The following is a 19,075-nucleotide window of genomic DNA, read 5'->3' as shown; positions in this document are numbered from 1 at the left end:
GTCACGGACCAGATGCTTGTCTGGTAACTGTCATAAAACTGGCATTGTTCGCCCTGTCTTCCGGCTGTATCGGCCTCACTCGTCGGGTGGATGGATCTCCTCCTCTGTCGTTTCTCGTCAGAGCTCGTGCTTGCCTCGTCTGGTTTTTGCATCGCTCTCTTCACAGATTTGTATCAGGAGCCTTTAATGTCGATCGAAAAGCCGCTTTTCGGCCGCCGCGACTACGCGAAGCTTGGCTTTGCCGCCGCCGCCGGTGCTGCGCTTGCCTCCGTGCCTGGTCTGCGCCCGGCTCTTGCCGCCAGCGAGATGGATGCCCTGATTGCTGCCGCCAAGAAGGAAGGCAAGCTCAACGTCATCACCCTGCCGCGTGACTGGGCCAATTACGGCGCCATCATGGACCAGTTCACCGCGAAATACGGCATCGCCATCGACGACGCCAATCCGGACGGCTCCTCCGCCCAGGAACTGCAGGCCGTTCGCACCCTGAAGGGCCAGGATCGCGCCCCGGATGCGCTCGACATCGGCCCGTCCTTCGCCGCCATCGGCGTCAAGCAGAACCTTTTTGCTCCCTACAAGGTCGCCACCTGGGACAGCATCCCGGACGGCATGAAAGACCCGAACGGTCTTTGGGTTGCTGACTATTTCGGTGTCGTTTCCATCGCGACCAATACCAATGTCGCGAAGAATGCGCCCCGCAGCTGGGCCGATCTGAAGAAGCCGGAATACAAGGGCATGATCGCGCTCAACGGCAGCCCGCTGGGCGCCGGTGCCGCTTTCGCGGCCGTCTTCGCGGCCGCTCTCGGCAATGGCGGTTCGCTCGATGACATCGCGCCGGGCGTGAAGTATTTCGCCGAACTCGCGAAGCTCGGCAACCTCAACCCGGCGGCTGCCACCGGTCCGGCACTGCTCGTCAGCGGTCAGGCACCGATCGTCATCAACTGGGACTACCTGTCGCTCGGCTATCGCGATGCCGCCGTCGGCAAAGCCGCCATCGAAGTGGTCGTGCCGGAAGGCAGCCAGCCCTATGGCAGCTTCTATTGCCAGGCGATCCCGGCTGACGCCGCCCACCCGAATGCCGCCAAGCTGTGGCAGGAATGGCTCTATTCCGACGAAGGCCAGCTGCTGTTCCTGGCGGGCTATGCCCATCCGGCGCGCTACGCTGACCTCGCCAAGCGCAACCTGATCTCGGCCAGCCTCTCGGCCAAGCTGCCGCCGGCGGCGCCTTATGCGAACATCACGTTCGCGACCCAGGACCAGGTTGCCAAGGCCCAGAAGGTGCTGGCGACGCTCTGGCCGCAGCTGGTTCACATCTAAGCCGTCTTCTGAAATCGGACGACGAAAGGATTGGGGGCTTCAGTGAGCCAGACAGGCAATACGATCGCACCTCAACCCGCGTCTTTCGGGGGGCCAAGCGCCCCCCGGATTGCCGCATCCGCGGGAACCGGCGGCCTGGGCGCCATGCTCGGGCGCGCCATTCCGTGGATTTTCGTCGGCCTCTTCCTGCTGTTCACGCTGGCCTTCCTGGTCGCGCCGACAGTCGTGCTGATCGTGCAGACCTTCATCGGCGAGAAGGGCTTCACGCTCTCCTATTTCTTCGGCCTGTGGGACTATCAGTACCGCATCGCCTTTGAGAATTCCCTCATCCTCGGCGTTGCCTCGGCCATCACCGGCCTGATCGGCGGCTTTCTGCTGGCCTATGCCAGCCTGCAACCCGGTGCGCCGTCGATCCTGCGCACCATCGTCACCAGTTTCTCGGCCGTCGCCGCCAATTTCGCCGGCGTGCCGCTGGCCTTCGCCTTTATCAGCACGCTGGGCAGCCTGGGCTTCGTCACCATTTTCCTGAAGCATCTCGGCATCAATATCTACGGCATGGGCTTCTCGCTCTATTCGCTGACCGGCATGACCATCACCTTCGCCTATTTCCAGATCCCGCTGATGCTGATCATCATCACCCCGGCGATCCAAGGGTTGCGCGCGCAATGGCGCGAGGCCTCTGACGGCCTGGGGGCCACCAGCTGGCAATATTGGCGCCTCGTCGGCCTGCCGATCCTCACGCCTTCGCTGCTCGGTGGCTTCCTGCTGTTGTTTGGCAGCGCCTTTTCGGCCTATGCGACGCCCTATGCGCTGACGGACGGCAATATCGCGCTCGTCACCATCGATATCAGCAATGTGCTGTCGGGCAATGTGATGTCCGATCCGCAGGTGGGTGCCGCGCTCTCCACCGGCATGATCCTCGTCATGGCCGTCGTGCTCGTCATCTATTCGTTCGTGTCGCGCTACGCGGCGCGCTGGCGCCGATAGGAAGGGGACAGATCATGAGCGTGACCGCTTCCGAAGTCGAAGCCCCTCTGCCCAAGCCCAGCGCGCGCAAAGCCTATGGCGCGCGCCGCACGCTGAGCACAGGCAATTGGATCATCATTGCGCTTGGCGCGATATTCTTCATCACGCCGCTGGTCATGACCGGCATCTTCAGCTTCTGGGAAGGCGGCAGCAAATACGGCTGGTCCGCCTATGTCCTGATGTTCGAAGCCCCCGGCTTCTGGGCCAGCCTGTTCCTGTCGCTGCGCCTGGGTGTGGAGACGATGATCCTCACCTTCGTGCTGCTGGTGCCGGCGATGATCTTCGTCCATCTCAAGGCACCGAAGCTGAAGCCCCTGTTCGAATTCATCTCGAACCTGCCTTTCGTCATTCCGGCCGTGGCACTCATCGCCGGTCTGACCACGGTCTATACCGGCCCGGCCTGGCTCATCAGCACGCCGAATTATCTCGTCATTCCCTATTTCTTCCTGTGCCTGCCTTACACCTTCCGGTCTCTGGAAGTCGGGCTCGGCACGCTGGACGTGCGGACGCTGACGGAAGCGGGACAGTCGCTTGGCGGCGGCTGGGGACAGATCATCTTCCTCGTCATCCTGCCCAATCTGCGCTCCGCGCTGGTCGGCGCCGTGCTGCTGATCATGACCACCGTCATCGGTGAATTCACCTTTGCCAGCGTGCTGCTCTTCCATAACTTCGCAGTCTTCATCAACGATACCGGTCAGAATGCGATCACCGAGGCCGCCGCGCTCTCGCTGTTTGCCTTCCTGCTGACCTGGGTCTTCATGCTTGGCGTCTTAATAACCAGCCGCCGTGGCGCGGCGACAGTCGGAGGGGCGCATTGATGGACAGCACCGCGCATATCGCAATGTCGGGCGTCTCGCTTTCCGGCATCCGCAAAACCTACGGTGTCCGCACCGTGCTCAAGCAGATCGACATGGAGCTGGCCCAGGGCGAGCTGGTCTGTCTGCTCGGGCCGTCGGGCTGCGGCAAGACAACCCTGCTGCGCATCCTGGCTGGGTTCGAAACCCCCGATCATGGCCAGGTCATGCTCAATGGGCAGGACGTGACCCATCTGCCGCCGAACAAGCGGCGCATGGGCATGGTCTTCCAGGCCTATAGTCTTTTCCCGAATATGACGGCCTTGCAGAACGTGCGCTTCGGGCCGCGCGTGCGCGGGCTGGGCGATACCAAGTCGCAGCTTTCCGAAGCCGAGCGTCTGCTCGGCATGGTGGGCTTGGGCGCCCATATCCATAAATTCCCGCATCAGATGTCGGGCGGCCAGCAGCAGCGCGTGGCCCTGGCCCGCGCGCTGGCCGTGAAGCCGGATATTCTTCTGCTCGACGAACCGCTCTCGGCGCTGGACGCGAAGGTTCGTGCGCAGCTCCGCTCCGAAATCCGCCGCATCCAGCAGGAGACGGGCATCACCACCGTCTTCGTGACGCATGACCAGGAAGAGGCGCTCTCCATCTCCGACCGTGTCGCGGTGATGAGCGAAGGCCATGTGCTGCAGATGGCCTCGCCGACCGAAATCTACCGCACCCCGGCGGACGGGTTCGTCGCGCGCTTCATCGGTGCCGGCGGCGTGCTGGCCGGCACCACGGATGGCGCCGGCGTGCGGGTGGGTGACGCCTATCTGTTAGCCTATGCGGCCAGCCAGCATCCGGCCGGCAGCGCGGTGGAACTGTTCCTGCGGCCCGAGCATGTCACGCTGAACCAGCGCGACGTCGCCGCCCCGGCCGGCGCGGTTCCCGCGACCGTGCAGGAAGTGACCTTCTTCGGCTCGCTGACGCGCATCAAGCTTGGCCTGCATGACGGCGATGCCGGCGAAATCTGGGCCGATCTGCCCTCCGACCATGCCGGGCATTACGCGCTCGGCATGCCGGTCTGGGCGTCATGGGCGCCGGAATCGCCCCGCGTTCTGGCGCGCCAGTAACACCGCTTTTGCGATAAAGGGGCGCGCGCCGCGCGCCCTGGGTTGCGGATCGGCGGCACGGGTCAGTCGCACCATGATCGGGTGGTGGTCTGACCCGGCGCGGTCCAGCACCGCCGTTTCCTGACAGATCAACCCGCGGATGACGCAACGGTCCAGCCGCAGCGGCAGGATATCGCTCATCCGATGGGTCGGCGCGCGCGGGCCCACATCCTGAAAGCCCGGCAGCAGCGGCGGCCCGACCAGATTATAGTCGCCCAGCACGGCGGCATGGGCGGGCAAGTGCTCGGCCACATGGCGCAACTGCTTCCGGTTGAGCAGTTGCGAATGCGACAGATGGACATTGCCGACGCTGAAGGGGCCCAGATCGGCGATGAGCGCGATACGGCGCACGACGGCGCCGGCCGGCAGCGTCACGATATTGGGTGGGCTTGAGGTCGCCTTTCGCGTCCAGATCGCCAGCCCATGACGGCGGCCGGGCAGGGGGGTGCGGCTGTAGCTGCCGCCGACCAGGCGCGGCAGGGCGTCGAATTCCGCCGTCACCTCCTGCATCAGCACGGCATCCGGTTGCTCCGTCTCGATAAGATGGGCGACTTCGCCCACGGCCGCGCCTTCCCGGTGCAGCAGATTCCAGCTGATCAATTTCATGACCCTACCTTAAAGGCTGCGATGGACCCGTCGAGTAAGGGCCTGACATAAATATGGAAGGGGACGGGGCACCTACCAGCGCCGAAGAGGCGGCATGCGCTGGCCTCACATGGTTCTCGCTTCGATTACCGTATAAATGAGCGAACCTGGCCGACTGGCCCCAAGGACGAAGACGCAGGAGAAACCGCCTTGAGTGGTTCCAAAAGCAATGGTCTGGCTGTGGTGCCCCGCACCGCGGCCGATCATCCGACCGACCTGATCTGGGAGCGCCTGCGGCGCGAGGCGGAGGTCGCCTATGAAAAGGCACCGGCGCTGGCGACGCTGTTTCTGGAATCGATCATCAACCAGCCGTCCTTCGAGGCGGCGATCTGCCATCGCGTCTCCTCCCGCCTGAAGAACGACGTCATTTCCCTGCCGTTGATCGTGCAGGCCTTCCATCGCGCGCTTTCGGCCGACCCTTCGATCAGCGCCGCTTTCAAGGCCGATATCGCGGCGGTCTACGATCGTGACCCGGCCTGCGAGCGTTTCATCGAGCCCTTCCTCTATTTCAAGGGCTTCCACGCCATCCAGGCGCAGCGCGTGACGCATTACCTGTGGAATAATGGCGAGCGCGATTTCGCGCTTTACCTGCAAAGCCGCGCGTCCGAAGTCTTCCAGACCGATATCCATCCCGCCGTTCGCATGGGCAAAGGCATCTTTCTGGATCACGCGACCGGGCTTGTGGTGGGCGAGACGGCGGTGATCGAGGATGACGTGTCTTTGTTGCAGGGCGTCACCCTGGGTGGCACCGGCAAGCAGGCGGGTGACCGTCACCCCAAGGTGCGGCGCGGCGTCATGATCGGCGCCGGCGCCAAGGTGCTGGGCAATATCGAAATCGGTGAGAATTCGCGCATCGCCGCCGGTTCCGTCGTGCTGCGCGCGGTGCCGCCCAATGGCGTCGTCGCCGGCGTGCCGGCGAAGCTGGTGCGCATGAATTCCGCCGGCCCCTCGCTCGGCGGTGTTGATGAGGTTCTGGCCAGCCTGGCGTATGATTCCTTCGACTGGGCCATTTGAGAGAAAGCGCCTGACGCAGCTTCCGCCAAAAAGAGAAAAATCATCTCGGTTTTGGGAAGTAACGCAGGCGTGTAAGCTCCTATCAGAGATTACCCGGAGAAGAGTTTCATGAAGATCGCCAATGACGTCACCGCGCTGGTCGGCAATACGCCGCTGGTCTCCATCCGGCGCCTGGTGGGCGATGCGCCCGGCCGCGTGGTCGCCAAGCTGGAATATTTCAACCCCGGCCATAGCGTGAAAGACCGTATCGGCGTCGCCATGATCGAGGCGGCCGAGAAGGCCGGGCTGATCGGCCCCAGTTCCATCATCGTCGAGCCGACATCGGGCAATACCGGCATCGCGCTGGCCATGGTCTGCGCCGCACGCGGCTATCGCTGCATCCTGACCATGCCTGAGACCATGAGCAAGGAACGCCGCATGCTGCTCCGCGCCTATGGCGCCGAAATCGTGCTGACGCCGGGTCCGGACGGCATGGGCGGCGCCATCGCCCGCGCCGAGCAGATCGCCTCCTCCGGGCCTGAATATTTCATGCCGCAGCAGTTCAAGAACCCGGCGAACCCGGAAGTGCATCGCAATACGACGGCTGAGGAAATCTGGCGCGACACCGACGGCGAGGTTGATTTCCTGGTCGCCGGCATCGGCACCGGCGGCACCATCACCGGCACGTCCGAAGTTTTGAAAGCGCGGAAGCCGTCCTTCAAGGCGATTGCGGTCGAGCCCGATGCCTCTCCCATCCTGTCGGGCGGCAAGAAGGGCCCGCATCCCTTGCAGGGCATCGGCGCCGGCTTCGTGCCGGACGTGCTCGACACCGCCTCCTATGATGAAATCGTCCGCGTCACCGCGCAGGACGCTTTCGACATGGCGCGCCGTGCGGCACGCGAGGAAGGCCTGCTGGTTGGCATCTCCTCCGGCGCGGCCCTCTGGGCGGCGATCGAAATCGCCAAGCGGCCCGAAAATGCGGGCAAGCTGATCGTCACCATCATCCCGTCCTATGGCGAGCGCTATCTCAGCACCGCCCTCTATGCCGACCTGGTGGACTGACAGGCCTGGCCTCCGGCTGGCGGGTGATCCGTCAGCAGGACAGGACAGGATAGGATATCCAGGATCGGCGAGGCGGCGGCGATGATCGACTCTTTTGAATTTCGCACCGTCCCGGCCATCCTGGTGGAATGGTCGGGCGCGCGGCGTCTGGGTGCGCTGCTGGCGGCGCGCTTTGCCGCGCGGCGCGTTATGGTCGTGACCGATAAGGGTGTGCGCCGGGCGGGCCTGGCCGAACCGGCCCTGGCAAGCCTGACGGAAGCCGGTTTTACCGTCACGGTCTTCGATGACGTGGTGGCGGACCCGCCGGACGCCATCGTGCTGGCCTGCGCCGAACAGGCAAGGGCGGCCGGTGTTCAACTTGTCGTCGGATTCGGCGGCGGCTCTTCCCTCGACATCGCCAAGCTCTGCGCCGTTCTGGTGGCGAGCGATCAGCCGCTGGCCGAGATCTACGGCATCGGCAAGGTGACGGGCAGCCGCCTGCCGCTGGTGCTGATCCCGACCACGGCCGGCACGGGGTCCGAAGTCACCAATATCTCCATCATCACCACGGGTGAGACGACCAAGATGGGCGTCGTCGCTCCGCAGCTCTATGCCGATCTGGCGCTTCTCGATGCGGAACTGACCGTCGGGCTGCCCGTGCTGCATACGGCGGCGACGGGGATCGACGCCATGGTCCATGCGATCGAGGCTTATACCAGCAGGATCAAAAAGAATCCGCTGTCGGATGCGCTGGCGCGCGAGGCGCTGCGGCTTCTGAGCGGCAATCTGATCGCCGCCTGCCGGAATGGTGCGGACCGCGCGGCGCGGGAGGCGATGCTGCTGGGCGCGACCCTGGCCGGGCAGGCCTTTTCCAATGCGCCGGTCGCGGCCGTGCATGCGCTCGCCTATCCGCTGGGCGGGCATTACCATGTCCCGCATGGCCTATCGAACGCGCTGATGCTGGGGCCGGTGCTGCGCTTCAATATGGCAGCGGCGGCGCCGCTTTATGCCGAGCTTGCCGACATTGTTCTGGGCTCAGCCCCTGGGCGCGACATCGCCGAACGCAGCCAGGATTTCGTCGCCGAGATGGAGCGGCTGATGAATGACAGCGGCGCGCCCCGCAGGCTGCGCGATGTCGGCGTCACAGACAATTCCCTGGCCCTGCTGGCATCCGACGCGATGAAGCAGTCTCGCCTCCTCGTCAATAATCCGGTTACGGTGACGGAAGTGGATGCTTTGGCGCTCTATCGCGAAGCATTCTGATGTCTTCCATTGCCATATCATGTGGCGCTTCATATGTTTTTGATATCGTAATAATTTACCGCGCCGTTCCAGTATTCGGGGGCGGCTCGGGACGCCGAGCCCCGCCTTCCGCTGACTTCAGGATTGCATCGCCCCAGGGGCATCGCTAGTTTCATCTTGTCGACAAGGTAGAAGGCGCCCTGTGAGCACCGCACCCGAACCTAAGCCCATGACAGTCTCGGTCGCCGCCGAGCCTTATGATTTTGCCATGGTGCCGGCCAGGACCGCCCTTGTCATCATCGATATGCAGCGCGATTTTTTGGAAACCGGCGGCTTTGGGGATGCCCTGGGCAATGATGTCGGGCTTCTGCGAACCACGATCGCGCCTACGGCTTCCGTGCTCGCGGCGGCCCGCGCGGCCGGCATGGTTGTGGTTCATACCCGCGAAGGTCACCGGCCGGACCTGTCCGACCTCTCCCCCGCCAAGCATCGCCGCGGTAATTTTCAAACCAAGATCGGCGATGCCGGACCCATGGGACGCATCCTGGTGCGCGGTGAGCCGGGTCACGGCATCATCGCGGAACTGGCACCGATCGCCGGCGAGCCGGTCATCGACAAGCCCGGCAAGGGCGCCTTTTTCGCGACCGATCTGGAGGCGATTCTGCGTGGGCGCGGCATAGACAGACTGATCGTCGCGGGCGTCACGACGGAAGTCTGCGTTCACACAACCGTGCGCGAGGCTAATGATCGCGGTTTCGACTGTTTGGTTCTGTCGGATTGTACCGGCTCGTATTTTCCGGAATTCCACGAGGCGGCCTTGGCCATGATCAAGGCCCAGGGCGGCATCTTCGGCTGGGTTGCCACATCACAGGCCTTGCTCGCGGCGCTCTGACGGCAAGCGCCACGCCATCGTCAATTGAGGACGTGGCGAATGGCTTCGATCAGTCGGCTGGGCTTATAGGGTTTTACCAAAGTCACCACATTGCCGCCCGGCAGATGCGCGCGGGACAGCGCGTCCGGCCGCCCTGTCGTGTAGATGATCGGCACATCCGGGTAGCGGGCGCGCACGGATTTGGCCAGCGCGATGCCGTCGGTTTGGCCTGGCATATGGATGTCCGTCACCAGGACATCGAAAGCCGGCACATCGCTCGACAGTTCTGACATCGCGTCGTCACCCGTCTCAAAGGATTTAACCTCGAAGCCGGCCTCGACCAGTTCCTCGGACATGATAGTCCGGATAAGCCATTCATCTTCGACGAGGAGAACACTCATTATTGTCCGGCCGTTATGACTGCTGAGAGTAAGGAAGCGACGGCCGGTTGAGTTTCGCGGCGCTCCTCTACTGTCGCGTTGCAGGCTGTAATGCAAGCGATTTCAATAAAAGATCATGGCAACTTTCCGCGAGCCTTGCCCGGATTGCCTTAGCGTCGGGAAGTATTTCTGCGCCGGCTGCATGGATCATCATTTTGCACAATGCCCTTTGGTGTCAAACTTAGTGCAAATGCGCGTATGGCCTATCCCTATTTGTGCTGATGTGTGATGCCGTCGGGAAAGTCATGAGTTGAACGGCATTCGGCTCTGCTTGCTGGATTGCGCCTGAGGAGCAAGCCGTCAATCTGTCAGGCGTTCTTCGCGGCTAAGTCGGGGAGAGAGAAAACACATCACCATCGCGCCGTTGCGATGGCAAAAATGTTGAGTGATCATCGTTTGCGTGACCGGCGCGGCGCGGACAGAGGGTGTGATGATCGCTCCCTGTCCGCGCCGCTGGATGTCAGCCCAGGCGGCGGGCCATCTCACCCAGACTTCCCTCGGCAGGATAAAGCGGAATCAAAAAGCTTTGCAGAAGATGATAGATATCGGGCTTGCCGGTGAAGAAGCGCGGACGCGGGGTCAGGTTGTCATCCAGCTCGGGGTGCCAGCCGCCATGCACCGGATCCGCCAGGCGTTGCGCTGACCAGTCCCAGATCTGGCGATACCAAGCCTCGTAGAATGCGTCTCCGGTGATCTGGCCCAGGAAGGCGGCCGCAGCCACGCCCTCGCAGCAGGGCCACCATAGCCGGTCCCTGATCAGCGGCGCGCTCGCATAGTCCAGCGTGTAGTAGAAACCGCCGGTTTCCTTGTCCCAGCCGTCCGTCACCGCCTGCCGGAACAGGCCGGCCGCCGCCTCCGGCATCCAGCTTTTATGACCGCCGCCCAGGATATGCAGCTGCGCGATCAGCCGTGACCATTCCAGGGCATGGCCCGGTGTCGTGCCCTGGGGCCGGAACATGTCCGACCCGCGATAGTTGAAATCAGGCCGCCAGGCACTGTTGAAATGCTCGATCACATGCCAGGCATGGGCGCGCGCCAGCCGGTTGATGACGAGGTCGGCAATGCTCTCGGCCTTGGTCAGATAGTCGCGTTCGCCGGTCGCCTCGAAGGCGGCCATCAGCGCTTCCGTTAGATGCATATTGGCGTTTTGGCCGCGATAGGTGCTGATCGGCGACCAGTCGACCGCGAATTCCTCCGCCGTGGCGCCATGCGCGCTTTCCCAAAAGCGCTCGTTCAGCACACGGGTGACGTCGGCCAGGATCGGCTCGGCTTCGGCAAAACCTGCCATTTTCGCAGTGCTCGCCGCCAGCAGGACGAAGGCATGGCCATAGGCCTGCTTGCTCTGATCCGCGCCCGGACCGGCCTGCCAGCGATAGCCGCCATGGGTGGTGTCGCGGTGCAGATCCCACAAAGCGGCAAGGCCATGCCGCACCAGGGCAGCGGCACCCGGCCAGCCCTGCATATGCGCGACCGCGAAACAGTGGGTGACGCGCGTCGTCGTCACCAGTTCCCGAATTTGGGTCTCCCGTCGCGGCTGCCCGGCGATATCGAGGTCGAAGAACCCGCCGGCCGGATCGGTGGAGACGAACTGGAATTGCCGCAGAAGCGCATCGGCCTGCGCTTGCAGCCAGCGCCGATGGGTGGGCCGCTGGGTCCAGCCTAGGGTGTCGATGGCTGTGGCGTCTTGTGACGGCGACATTGTTTTCTCCCGGATCGTTTATGCAATTGCACTCGCAGACTGCGGCGTCGCGTGCAAGCACACCTTGTGTGGCGGCCGGGCGATGGCACTTATGACCAGAAACTATGGCCAAGCGGCGGGAATGACATGCAGCGACTGCCTCCTTTTCTGACCAGCCGCCTTCAGCTGGGCGCGGCCGTGCTGGCGGGCCTGCTGGCCGCCCTTCTGCTGCCGCGTGCCGCCTTGAAGGCCGAGGCCGGCGGCCTGGGGCATGTGGTGCTGAGCTGGGACGTCGGCGCCCTGGTCCTGCTGATCGGGTGGGGTGTCACCATGGTCCGCACAGCGCCGGTCGACATGCCGGCGCGCGCCAAGGCACAGGAGGCGGGAGAATGGACGGTTTTCGCCATCTCGCTCGCCGCGATCGTCGCCAGCGTCCTGGTCGTGGTGATCGAATTCAAGAATATCAGCAGCCTGAAGGGGGAGACCAAGGCCTTCCATCTGGCTCTGGTCATCCTGACCCTGGTGCTGTCCTGGCTGACCATGCAACTCATCTTCGCGCTGCGCTACGCGCACGAATTCTACGCCTATTCGGACGGCAGCGAGCAGATGGACGGCGGGCTGGATTTTCCGCATGAGCCGGAGCCGGACTATTTCGACTTTCTGTATTTCGCGATGGTGCTCGGCATGACCTTCCAGGTCTCCGACGTCGACATCACTGCCCGCAAAATCCGGCGGCTGGCGACCCTGCACGGTTTCGTCGGCTTCACCTTCAATACGGTGATTTTGGCGCTGACCGTCAATATCGCGGCCGGGCTGCTTTAGGCTGCCTTGGCACCCTGTATGAGCTCTGCGTTCCAAGCCGGTGTCCTGAGCAGAGGTTCCCATTGTGCTCCCCCATGCACTGGGATTTAACCCGGTTAAGCCTACCCTGAATTGTCATGGCGCGACTCGTTCTGCCGGGACGTAAGACACTGTCGGTGGCGGAAAAGGAGAGGTTATGCGTGGCTTTTGGCTTGGTAGCGCCGCTACCGTCATCATGCTGTCCGGGCTGGGCTATGCGCTTCCGGCCATGGCGCAGGCGACGCCCGACACCAACCTCGCGCCCGGCCAGTCTGCGGTCCATCTCAATGGCCGCGTGAACTGGTACGCTGGCGTTGAAGGATCCTCGCTCGACAATATCGGCGGCACCAAGACCTCGACCAGCAGCTTCCTCGGCTATCTGCGTCTCTATCCCAATTTCCAGGGCGTTGCGGCCAATGGGCTGCACTACGGCAGTTCGGCTGAAATCCGCACCAATAGCAGCGCCTCCGCCGGCGGTGAGACGCTGTATGTCTTCCAGGCCTATGGCTATCTCGGCCTGCCGCAACTGGGCCAGATCAGCTTCGGTCAGCAGAACGGTCCCTCCGTCCTGACCGAGACCGGCTTCTTCGAAGGCTTCAATGACGGTGGCTGGAATGGCGATATCGAGGGCATGATCCCGGTCGGCGCCAATCCGGTCTATCCCTTCCCGGACAGCGGCGCGGCCTATGATCAGGCCTCCGACAAGATCGTCTATCTGTCGCCCGCGCTGGCAGGATTCCAGTTCTCGGCCGGATTCACGCCGAACCAGACGGCGTCGAACTATGCCCCGGCCGTCACCACCTCGGCGACGCCGATTTCGGGCGGCATGCCGCGCAATATGCTCGATATCGGCGGCCAATATACCCAGGCCTTCGGGCCGGTCGGATTGCAGGTCGGGCTGGACTACACGACGGCCGGGCAGGTGGCGAATACCGGCGACCCGCAAGGCGTCACCGGCTACAAGGACATGAGCATCTTCACCGGTGGCGCAACGCTGACCTATGGCGGCCTCACCGTCGGCGGCAATGCCGTGACCGGCGCCTTCAATATGGCCGACGGCTTCACCTTCCAGCTGGAACCCGACGGCGGCACCAAGGCCATCGGTTGGATGGCTGGCGCGCAATACGCGCTCGGTCCGATCGTGCTGGGCGCCAGCTTCTATCGCTTCACCCAGACCGGCGATCTGCCGGGCGGCACGGATGCGGGCTCGGGCGCGACCATCACCAGTTCCGGTCTGACGACCGGGCAGCAGCAGAATAACGGCGTTGCCGCCGGCATCACCTATACCCTGGTGCCGGGCGTGAATCTCTTCGCCGATTATCTCTTTGGCACGCGCCAGCAGGGCGGCTATGATTTCGCAACCGGCGACGCCGGTGACGCGCATAACAATGTCCAGTCTCAGCTCTTCGGTTTGGGCACGCAAATTCAGTGGTAACGGCGTGCGGGCTCGATCCCGCACGACAGTGACTGGCGGCCGGGCATCATACAGCGTCTTCGCAGGGCAGGGATAACGCCTTACCGATGGTGCTTGATCCGGTCACGATCCTCGTCATCCATCTCCTTATCATCCTGCTGGTCGGCGTCAGCTATGCCGTCGCCTGGCTGGATGCGCGCCGGGAAACCGCACTGCTCTGGATGTTCGGCGGAACGCTCGGTGCGGGCATCGGCATCATTCTCCGCTTCTCGGTGCCGGCGCCGGCATCGCTCATCCTGTCGAACGGCCTGATCGAAGCCGCGAGCTGTTGCCTGTGGTTCGCCTGCCGACGGCTGCGCGAAGTGCGGGTCTGGCCTTGGGCGCTGGCCTTGCCGCCGCTGCTATGGTGCGGCTTGCCCGCATGGCCGCTTTTTGGCGCAATCGGCCCGCGCATCGTTCTGGCCAATCTCGTGCTGGCGCTGTTCTTTCTGCTGGCCGCGCGGGAGGTCTTGGCCTTCGCGCGCACAACACCGGCATTGCGGCTCTATATGATCGGCCTGCTGGGACTTCAGGCAGGCGTCTATCTGGTCTGGGCCATGGTCAATCTTGTGTCGCCGCCGGCCGCTCAAGCGCATCTGCTGACCTTGCGCGGCCTGGTGCTGACCGATCTTGTCTCCCTCGTCGTCACCCTGCTGCTGGCCATCGGGCTCATCGGTCTGGCGCGGGACAAGACGCTCCGCCTCTATCGTCAGGCCGCGCTGACGGATGTGGTGACGGGGATCGAAAATCGGCGTGCTTTTGAAGAGCGCCTGCCGATGGCGACCGCCGGGGCCGCGCGCCACCGCCTGGCGCTGGGCATCATCATGATGGATGCCGACCACTTCAAATCCTATAATGACCGCTACGGCCATCTGCATGGCGATCGCTGCCTGCGCCGGATTGCCCAGGGGCTCAAGGCCGGGCTGTCCGGCGTGGACGGCAGCGTGTTCCGCTATGGCGGGGAAGAGTTCGTGGCTTTGGTATCCTTGCCGAGCCGGGACGAGATTGCCGCTTTAGCCGAAAGCCTGCGTCAATCGGTCAGGGATCTGCGTTTGCCGCATGAGGGGCAGGGGAGCGGCATCGTCACCATCAGCATGGGCGTCGCCATGGCTGAGCCTTCGGCCGGCTTCGATCCCGCGCGACTTCTGGCTGCTGCCGATGATGCGCTGTACGAGGCCAAGCGTGGCGGCCGCGACCGCGTCATCATTCTGACGTCGGACACGGCTCCAGCGGTTGTCTCAGAGCGTGAGACTGCGCGCATCTAGGCTCGGCCTTGGTATCGCCGTGCTGTTGTGGCGAGAGCGAGGCATTGCGTGACGCAGTGTTGCTCGCAAAGATGTCAGGCTTGAAGGAATGCCGAACCGGTCTCACCTATCGTTCCAACTGACGAACACAAATTTCAACGTGGTTCTCAGAACTGAGCAGGAGATAGATGATGAAATTCATCGTGCGAAATTTGCGACCGGTGCTTATGGTTCTTGGTCTTTCCGGCGCGGCGGCGGTCAGCGTTTCGGCAGCCCATGCCGATTACTACTACAACCATCATCATTACCATCATCGTCACTACTACCACGATCATGCTCATCCGCATGGCTATTATCGCTACGATTGATCCCGTCTAAGGGATCGCAGGAAAGGGCGCCGCAGGGCGCCCTTTTTTGTGACGGCTTCACCGCGTGGCTTCCACCGGCACGGTCAGGCCCAGCTTGAGGATGTTCAGCACCACATTGGTGTTCATCCGCCGCACCTGCGGGTTATGGGCCATGATGCGGGCCGAAACGGCGTCGAAAGCCTCGACATCCTCGGCGACGATGATGAGGATGACATCGACCGAACCGGTCACGTAATAGGCCTGCTGGATTTCCGTCTGCTTTTCGGCCCAGACCCGAAACCGCGCGAGGGCGGTATAATTTTCCCGCTCGATCTCCAGACCGACCACGAAGGTCATCAGCTTGCCGGCGGCCTTGCGGTCCACCACTGCGATTTCGGCCGTAATGATTTTATCCTGCCGCAGGCGTTTGATCCGCCTTTGCACGGCGGAGGTCGATAGGCTGACCTGTTCGGCAATCTGCTCGGCCTTTAACTGGCAGTCTTCCTGCAGAATATTCAGGATTTTGCAGTCGAAAGAATCCAGCGGCTCGCTCATCTCGTCTCCGACGTCGCGGCGTTTCCGTGAGAGACGGCCGCACCCGCGTCTCGACGAAGCATGAACCACGTCTGTAGCACAATCACACGCTTGCGGGCAGTATCTGTGATGCATTGGCCGATAAAAAATCGTGCTTTTTTGGTTAATTTTGGCGCCGAGCTGTCGCGTATCGCCCTTTATCGGCGAATTTGATCAAATTTTGCCGATTTCGCATCGGATGTCGCCTGTAGCGTCATCGGCCGTTCGAGAGTCCGATGATTCAAGGCCGATCCGGCCCAGAGTCTGAATCGGTTTCTAAATTGATGGTTCGAGAATGAGGGGGGCCGGTTGTTCACCCGGAAACGTCTCGCTCAAGGATTGAGTGGCATGATTATCCTAGACGGCGGCATGAGCCGGGAATTGCAGCGGATCGGCGCACCTTTCCGCCAGCCCGAATGGTCAGCCCTGGCATTGATGGAAACTCCGGCGCTGGTCGAGCAGGTGCATCGCGATTTCGCCTCTGCCGGCGCCGATGTCATCACCACCAATAGCTACGCGCTGGTGCCTTTCCATATCGGTGAAGACCGCTTCCGCGCGGATGGCCCGATGCTGGCGGCCTGTGCCGGCCAGGTGGCGCGTCAGGCGGCGGATGCCGTGACGGCGGCGCAGCCCGGCCGCACGGTGCGCGTCGCCGGCTCCCTGCCGCCGATCTTCGGCTCCTACCAGCCGGAATTGTTCGATCCGGCGCGCGTGCAGGACTATCTCTCGGTGCTGGTCACCGGCCTGCGGCCTAGGGTTGATCTGTGGCTGGGCGAGACGCTGTCCAGCATCGCCGAGGCGCGCGCGGTGATGGACGCCGTTTCCGGCGACGGCCGCCCGGTGTGGATGTCCTTCACGCTTGACGATGCGCCCGAGGCGCGCGGCGCGGAACCCCGCCTGCGGTCGGGGGAGCCGGTCTCCGAGGCAGCCGCCTGGGCGGCCGGATCCGGCATCGACACGCTGCTGTTCAATTGCAGCCAGCCCGAGGTGATGACGCCGGCTGTGCGGGTGGCAGCGGCCGTCTTCGCGGCCCATGGCGCCAAGACGCCCATAGGCGTCTATGCCAATGCTTTCGAGCCGCAGGCGGATGAGAAAGCGAACGAGACACTGGCGGACGTCCGCCAGGATCTGGACGGCACGCGCTACGGCGAATGGGCGGATGAATGGGTGGCTGCCGGCGCCTCCATCATTGGCGGTTGCTGCGGCATCGGTGTGCGTCATATCCATGACCTGTCGCGGCGCCTGCGGGCGGATGCGGTCTCTGCCCCGTAGCGGGCGGCCGCGTTCCGGTCTTTGATGCGTCTGCCTAGCGGGTGATGAAGGGTGAGTGATGGGTCCTTATGTTGATTCGATAACCTATGATGAGGTTCTCCCCGGCCGGGCCAGCGTCGTCGTCATCGGCGGCGGCATCATCGGGACTTCCGCCGCCTATACCCTCGCCAGTCGCGGCGTCTCCGTCGCCCTCTGCGAAAAGGGCCATATCGCGGGCGAGCAATCCAGCCGCAACTGGGGCTGGGTGCGCCAGGCGGGGCGCGACCCGCGCGAAATGCCGCTGATCGTGGAAAGCCTGCGTCTGTGGCGCGGGCTGGACCGGCAGATCGGCGCCGAGACCGGCTTCCGCGAATGCGGAGTCCTCTATGTCGCTGAGGACGAGGGCGACGAGCGCGGCTTCTCCGATTGGATGGACATGGCCGCCCCCTTCCAGATCGGCGCGCGTCTGGTGCGGGGGGCCGAGATGGATGCGCTGATGCCGGGTGCGTCGCAGAAATTCCGCAGCGGTTTGCATGTGCCGAGCGACGGCCGCGCCGAGCCCCAGAAGGCGGCCCCGGCCATTGCCCGCGCCGCGCAGGAGAAGGGCGCCACCATTCACGGCCATTGCGCCGTGCGCGGCTTGGAACGGACGGGCGGGCGCGTCAGCGCCGTGGTGACGGAGCGCGGTCGCATCGCCTGCGACGCCGTCATTCTGGCCGGCGGCGCCTGGTCCGGTCTGTTCTGCGCCAGCCTTGGCATCCGGCTGCCGCAATTGAAGGTTCTGTCCTCGGTCCTGCGGACGGGGCCGGTCGATAACGGACCCGGGCCTTGCACCTGGATGGGGGAGATCGGCTATCGCAAGCGCGCCGACGGTGGCTATACCATCGCCCATGGCACCGGCCATGTGACGCCCATCGTGCCGGATTCCTTCCGCTACCTGAAAGAATTCTGGCCCAATATCAAGCGCGAGGGGATAGGCGGCATCCGTCCGCGCTTCAACGCGCTATCCCGGTTTGAGTTTACAACACCACGCACGTGGTCGCTGGACCGCGAAAGCCCCTTTGAGCAGGTGCGCGTGCTGGACCCGGCCCCCAACAAGCGCCTGAACGGCATTGCGATGGAAGCGATGCGCAAGCTCTATCCCGCTTTCCGCGATGTGCCGGTGGTGCAGGAATGGGGCGGCTATATCGATGTGACGCCCGATATCGTTCCCTATATCGGCGCGGCGGATGAACTGCCCGGACTGGTCGTCGCGACCGGCTTTTCCGGCCATGGTTTCGGCATCGGTCCCGGCGCGGGCAAACTGGCTGCCGATATCGCGATGGGGGATACGCCCTTCGTGGATCCCACGGATTTCCGTCTGACGCGCTTCCGCGATGGGTCGCCCATCGTCCTGGGCGCAGAACTGTGACGGCAGGCGCGCAGGCTGCCGTCACCCTGCAAGGCGTCAATACAAGCTTCGGCAGCAACCACGTCCTGCGCGACATCTCGCTGACCGTGGCCCAAGGGGAGCGCGTGGTGATCTGCGGGCCGTCGGGCTCGGGCAAATCGACCATGATCCGCTGCATCAACGGGTTGGAGCGCTACCAGTCCGGCCATATCACCGTCGATGGCATTGCGCTGACGCGCGATGCCACGTCGCTCAAGCGCATTCGCCGCGATGTCGGCATGGTCTTTCAGTCCTTCAACCTCTTTCCGCATCTGACCGTGCTGGAGAATTGCGTGCTGGCGCCGATGTCGGTGCGCGGCATGAAGCGGGCAGAGGCGAAAGCGCTGGCCATGGATTATCTCGGCCGCGTCAAGATTCCTGAACAGGCCAGGAAATATCCGAATCAGCTTTCCGGCGGCCAGCAGCAGCGTGTGGCGATTGCGCGCGCGCTCTGCATGCAGCCGCGCGTCATGCTGTTCGATGAGCCGACCTCGGCGCTGGACCCGGAAATGGTCCGCGAAGTGTTGGATACCATGGTCGAACTCGCGGGTTCAGGCATGACCATGCTCTGCGTGACGCATGAAATGGGTTTCGCGCGACAGGTGGCGGATCGTGTCATCTTCATGGACGGCGGCGAGATCGTGGAGCAGGGCGCGCCCGATACGCTGTTCGCGGCGCCCAAGACCGAGCGCTTGCAGCGCTTCCTGGCCCAAATATTGCGCAGTCATTGAGCGGGCTCG

At 63.5% G+C, this 19,075-nt stretch carries 19 protein-coding genes; 15 read left to right on the top strand and 4 right to left on the bottom strand.

The window, feature by feature from the left end; genetic code table 11:
* The first annotated feature begins 186 nt into the window (after nucleotides 1–186).
* From ASILVAE211_RS15020 to ASILVAE211_RS15005, 4 genes are read left to right on the top strand one after another with little or no spacing between them, the layout of a single operon-like run.
* A complete protein-coding gene (locus ASILVAE211_RS15020; protein WP_227322149.1) occupies nucleotides 187–1,314 on the top strand; it encodes an extracellular solute-binding protein in 1,128 nt (375 codons plus the stop codon).
* Nucleotides 1,315–1,356: 42 nt separating this feature from the next.
* On the top strand, nucleotides 1,357–2,301 hold the full coding sequence (locus ASILVAE211_RS15015; protein WP_227322148.1) for an ABC transporter permease: 945 nt from the start codon (nucleotides 1,357–1,359) through the stop codon (nucleotides 2,299–2,301).
* A gap of 14 nt (nucleotides 2,302–2,315) precedes the next feature.
* The gene (locus ASILVAE211_RS15010) at nucleotides 2,316–3,158 is read left to right on the top strand and encodes an ABC transporter permease (RefSeq protein ID WP_227322147.1); all 843 of its coding nucleotides are present in this window, start codon (nucleotides 2,316–2,318) and stop codon (nucleotides 3,156–3,158) included.
* Entirely contained in the window at nucleotides 3,158–4,249 is a 1,092-nt protein-coding gene (locus ASILVAE211_RS15005) for an ABC transporter ATP-binding protein (RefSeq protein WP_227322234.1), read from the top strand. Before ASILVAE211_RS15010 ends, ASILVAE211_RS15005 begins: the two co-directional genes overlap by 1 nt.
* Here the strand turns inward: ASILVAE211_RS15005 and ASILVAE211_RS15000 are convergent.
* Nucleotides 4,208–4,894, bottom strand: coding sequence for an endonuclease/exonuclease/phosphatase family protein (locus ASILVAE211_RS15000; RefSeq protein ID WP_227322146.1), 687 nt, complete (start codon nucleotides 4,892–4,894; stop codon nucleotides 4,208–4,210). The genes ASILVAE211_RS15005 and ASILVAE211_RS15000 overlap by 42 nt on opposite strands.
* A gap of 189 nt (nucleotides 4,895–5,083) precedes the next feature.
* Here ASILVAE211_RS15000 and cysE point away from each other — a divergent pair, with 189 nt between their 5' ends.
* The 4 genes from cysE (at nucleotide 5,084) to ASILVAE211_RS14980 (ending at nucleotide 9,101) form a co-directional block, all read left to right on the top strand.
* Nucleotides 5,084–5,947, top strand: a complete 864-nt coding sequence (cysE, locus tag ASILVAE211_RS14995; protein WP_227322145.1) for a serine O-acetyltransferase — start codon at nucleotides 5,084–5,086, stop codon at nucleotides 5,945–5,947.
* Nucleotides 5,948–6,055: 108 nt separating this feature from the next.
* Nucleotides 6,056–6,988 (top strand): cysteine synthase A, encoded by a 933-nt coding sequence (gene cysK / locus ASILVAE211_RS14990; RefSeq protein ID WP_227322144.1) that lies wholly within the window; start codon nucleotides 6,056–6,058, stop codon nucleotides 6,986–6,988.
* Between the two features lie 81 nt (nucleotides 6,989–7,069).
* Nucleotides 7,070–8,230 (top strand): iron-containing alcohol dehydrogenase, encoded by a 1,161-nt coding sequence (locus ASILVAE211_RS14985; protein WP_227322143.1) that lies wholly within the window; start codon nucleotides 7,070–7,072, stop codon nucleotides 8,228–8,230.
* 181 nt (nucleotides 8,231–8,411) lie between these two features.
* Nucleotides 8,412–9,101, top strand: coding sequence for a cysteine hydrolase family protein (locus ASILVAE211_RS14980; protein WP_319799576.1), 690 nt, complete (start codon nucleotides 8,412–8,414; stop codon nucleotides 9,099–9,101).
* Nucleotides 9,102–9,121: 20 nt separating this feature from the next.
* On the opposite strand, the gene ASILVAE211_RS14975 is transcribed toward ASILVAE211_RS14980, so the two are convergent.
* Both ASILVAE211_RS14975 and ASILVAE211_RS14970 read right to left on the bottom strand, forming a co-directional pair.
* Nucleotides 9,122–9,481 carry a response regulator gene (locus tag ASILVAE211_RS14975; RefSeq protein WP_227322142.1) on the bottom strand — a complete coding sequence of 120 codons (360 nt, stop codon included), beginning with the start codon at nucleotides 9,479–9,481 and terminating at the stop codon, nucleotides 9,122–9,124.
* 499 nt (nucleotides 9,482–9,980) lie between these two features.
* On the bottom strand, nucleotides 9,981–11,219 hold the full coding sequence (locus ASILVAE211_RS14970) for an AGE family epimerase/isomerase (RefSeq protein ID WP_227322141.1): 1,239 nt from the start codon (nucleotides 11,217–11,219) through the stop codon (nucleotides 9,981–9,983).
* Between the two features lie 126 nt (nucleotides 11,220–11,345).
* Here ASILVAE211_RS14970 and ASILVAE211_RS14965 point away from each other — a divergent pair, with 126 nt between their 5' ends.
* From ASILVAE211_RS14965 to ASILVAE211_RS14950, 4 genes are all read left to right on the top strand, one after another.
* Nucleotides 11,346–12,020, top strand: a complete 675-nt coding sequence (locus ASILVAE211_RS14965; protein WP_227322140.1) for a DUF1345 domain-containing protein — start codon at nucleotides 11,346–11,348, stop codon at nucleotides 12,018–12,020.
* Nucleotides 12,021–12,195: 175 nt separating this feature from the next.
* Nucleotides 12,196–13,473, top strand: coding sequence for a porin (locus ASILVAE211_RS14960; protein WP_227322139.1), 1,278 nt, complete (start codon nucleotides 12,196–12,198; stop codon nucleotides 13,471–13,473).
* Between the two features lie 86 nt (nucleotides 13,474–13,559).
* Nucleotides 13,560–14,756 carry a GGDEF domain-containing protein gene (locus tag ASILVAE211_RS14955; protein ID WP_227322138.1) on the top strand — a complete coding sequence of 399 codons (1,197 nt, stop codon included), beginning with the start codon at nucleotides 13,560–13,562 and terminating at the stop codon, nucleotides 14,754–14,756.
* 167 nt (nucleotides 14,757–14,923) lie between these two features.
* The gene (locus tag ASILVAE211_RS14950; protein ID WP_227322137.1) at nucleotides 14,924–15,103 is read left to right on the top strand and encodes a hypothetical protein; all 180 of its coding nucleotides are present in this window, start codon (nucleotides 14,924–14,926) and stop codon (nucleotides 15,101–15,103) included.
* Between the two features lie 57 nt (nucleotides 15,104–15,160).
* Here ASILVAE211_RS14950 and ASILVAE211_RS14945 read toward each other — a convergent pair whose 3' ends face one another.
* Nucleotides 15,161–15,637: an Lrp/AsnC family transcriptional regulator gene (locus ASILVAE211_RS14945; RefSeq protein WP_227322136.1), complete on the bottom strand. Its 477-nt coding sequence runs from the start codon at nucleotides 15,635–15,637 to the stop codon at nucleotides 15,161–15,163.
* 366 nt (nucleotides 15,638–16,003) lie between these two features.
* Here ASILVAE211_RS14945 and ASILVAE211_RS14940 point away from each other — a divergent pair, with 366 nt between their 5' ends.
* From ASILVAE211_RS14940 to ASILVAE211_RS14930, 3 genes are read left to right on the top strand one after another with little or no spacing between them, the layout of a single operon-like run.
* Entirely contained in the window at nucleotides 16,004–16,927 is a 924-nt protein-coding gene (locus ASILVAE211_RS14940; protein ID WP_227322135.1) for a homocysteine S-methyltransferase family protein, read from the top strand.
* Nucleotides 16,928–16,985: 58 nt separating this feature from the next.
* On the top strand, nucleotides 16,986–18,317 hold the full coding sequence (locus tag ASILVAE211_RS14935; protein ID WP_227322134.1) for an NAD(P)/FAD-dependent oxidoreductase: 1,332 nt from the start codon (nucleotides 16,986–16,988) through the stop codon (nucleotides 18,315–18,317).
* On the top strand, nucleotides 18,314–19,066 hold the full coding sequence (locus ASILVAE211_RS14930; RefSeq protein WP_227322133.1) for an amino acid ABC transporter ATP-binding protein: 753 nt from the start codon (nucleotides 18,314–18,316) through the stop codon (nucleotides 19,064–19,066). Before ASILVAE211_RS14935 ends, ASILVAE211_RS14930 begins: the two co-directional genes overlap by 4 nt.
* The last annotated feature ends 9 nt before the right edge of the window (nucleotides 19,067–19,075 follow it).

Source organism: Acidisoma silvae, assembly GCF_020618775.1.
Taxonomy (GTDB): Bacteria; Pseudomonadota; Alphaproteobacteria; order Acetobacterales; family Acetobacteraceae; genus Acidisoma; species Acidisoma silvae.
The sequence above is the reverse complement of the archived record's forward strand: the minus strand, read 5'-3'. Positions and strand labels throughout refer to the sequence as shown.

What these genes read in the sequence shown, in the direction of transcription:
- ASILVAE211_RS15020 (WP_227322149.1), top strand. Translation starts at nt 187, where the DNA reads ATGTCGATCGAAAAGCCGCTTTTCGGCCGCCGCGACTACGCGAAGCTT.
- ASILVAE211_RS15010 (WP_227322147.1), top strand. Translation starts at nt 2,316, where the DNA reads ATGAGCGTGACCGCTTCCGAAGTCGAAGCCCCTCTGCCCAAGCCCAGC.
- ASILVAE211_RS15005 (WP_227322234.1), top strand. Translation starts at nt 3,158, where the DNA reads ATGGACAGCACCGCGCATATCGCAATGTCGGGCGTCTCGCTTTCCGGC.
- ASILVAE211_RS15000 (WP_227322146.1), bottom strand. Translation starts at nt 4,894, where the DNA reads ATGAAATTGATCAGCTGGAATCTGCTGCACCGGGAAGGCGCGGCCGTG.
- cysK (WP_227322144.1), top strand. Translation starts at nt 6,056, where the DNA reads ATGAAGATCGCCAATGACGTCACCGCGCTGGTCGGCAATACGCCGCTG.
- ASILVAE211_RS14985 (WP_227322143.1), top strand. Translation starts at nt 7,070, where the DNA reads ATGATCGACTCTTTTGAATTTCGCACCGTCCCGGCCATCCTGGTGGAA.
- ASILVAE211_RS14975 (WP_227322142.1), bottom strand. Translation starts at nt 9,481, where the DNA reads ATGAGTGTTCTCCTCGTCGAAGATGAATGGCTTATCCGGACTATCATG.
- ASILVAE211_RS14970 (WP_227322141.1), bottom strand. Translation starts at nt 11,219, where the DNA reads ATGTCGCCGTCACAAGACGCCACAGCCATCGACACCCTAGGCTGGACC.
- ASILVAE211_RS14965 (WP_227322140.1), top strand. Translation starts at nt 11,346, where the DNA reads ATGCAGCGACTGCCTCCTTTTCTGACCAGCCGCCTTCAGCTGGGCGCG.
- ASILVAE211_RS14960 (WP_227322139.1), top strand. Translation starts at nt 12,196, where the DNA reads ATGCGTGGCTTTTGGCTTGGTAGCGCCGCTACCGTCATCATGCTGTCC.
- ASILVAE211_RS14955 (WP_227322138.1), top strand. Translation starts at nt 13,560, where the DNA reads ATGGTGCTTGATCCGGTCACGATCCTCGTCATCCATCTCCTTATCATC.
- ASILVAE211_RS14950 (WP_227322137.1), top strand. Translation starts at nt 14,924, where the DNA reads ATGATGAAATTCATCGTGCGAAATTTGCGACCGGTGCTTATGGTTCTT.
- ASILVAE211_RS14945 (WP_227322136.1), bottom strand. Translation starts at nt 15,637, where the DNA reads ATGAGCGAGCCGCTGGATTCTTTCGACTGCAAAATCCTGAATATTCTG.
- ASILVAE211_RS14940 (WP_227322135.1), top strand. Translation starts at nt 16,004, where the DNA reads ATGATTATCCTAGACGGCGGCATGAGCCGGGAATTGCAGCGGATCGGC.
- ASILVAE211_RS14935 (WP_227322134.1), top strand. Translation starts at nt 16,986, where the DNA reads ATGGGTCCTTATGTTGATTCGATAACCTATGATGAGGTTCTCCCCGGC.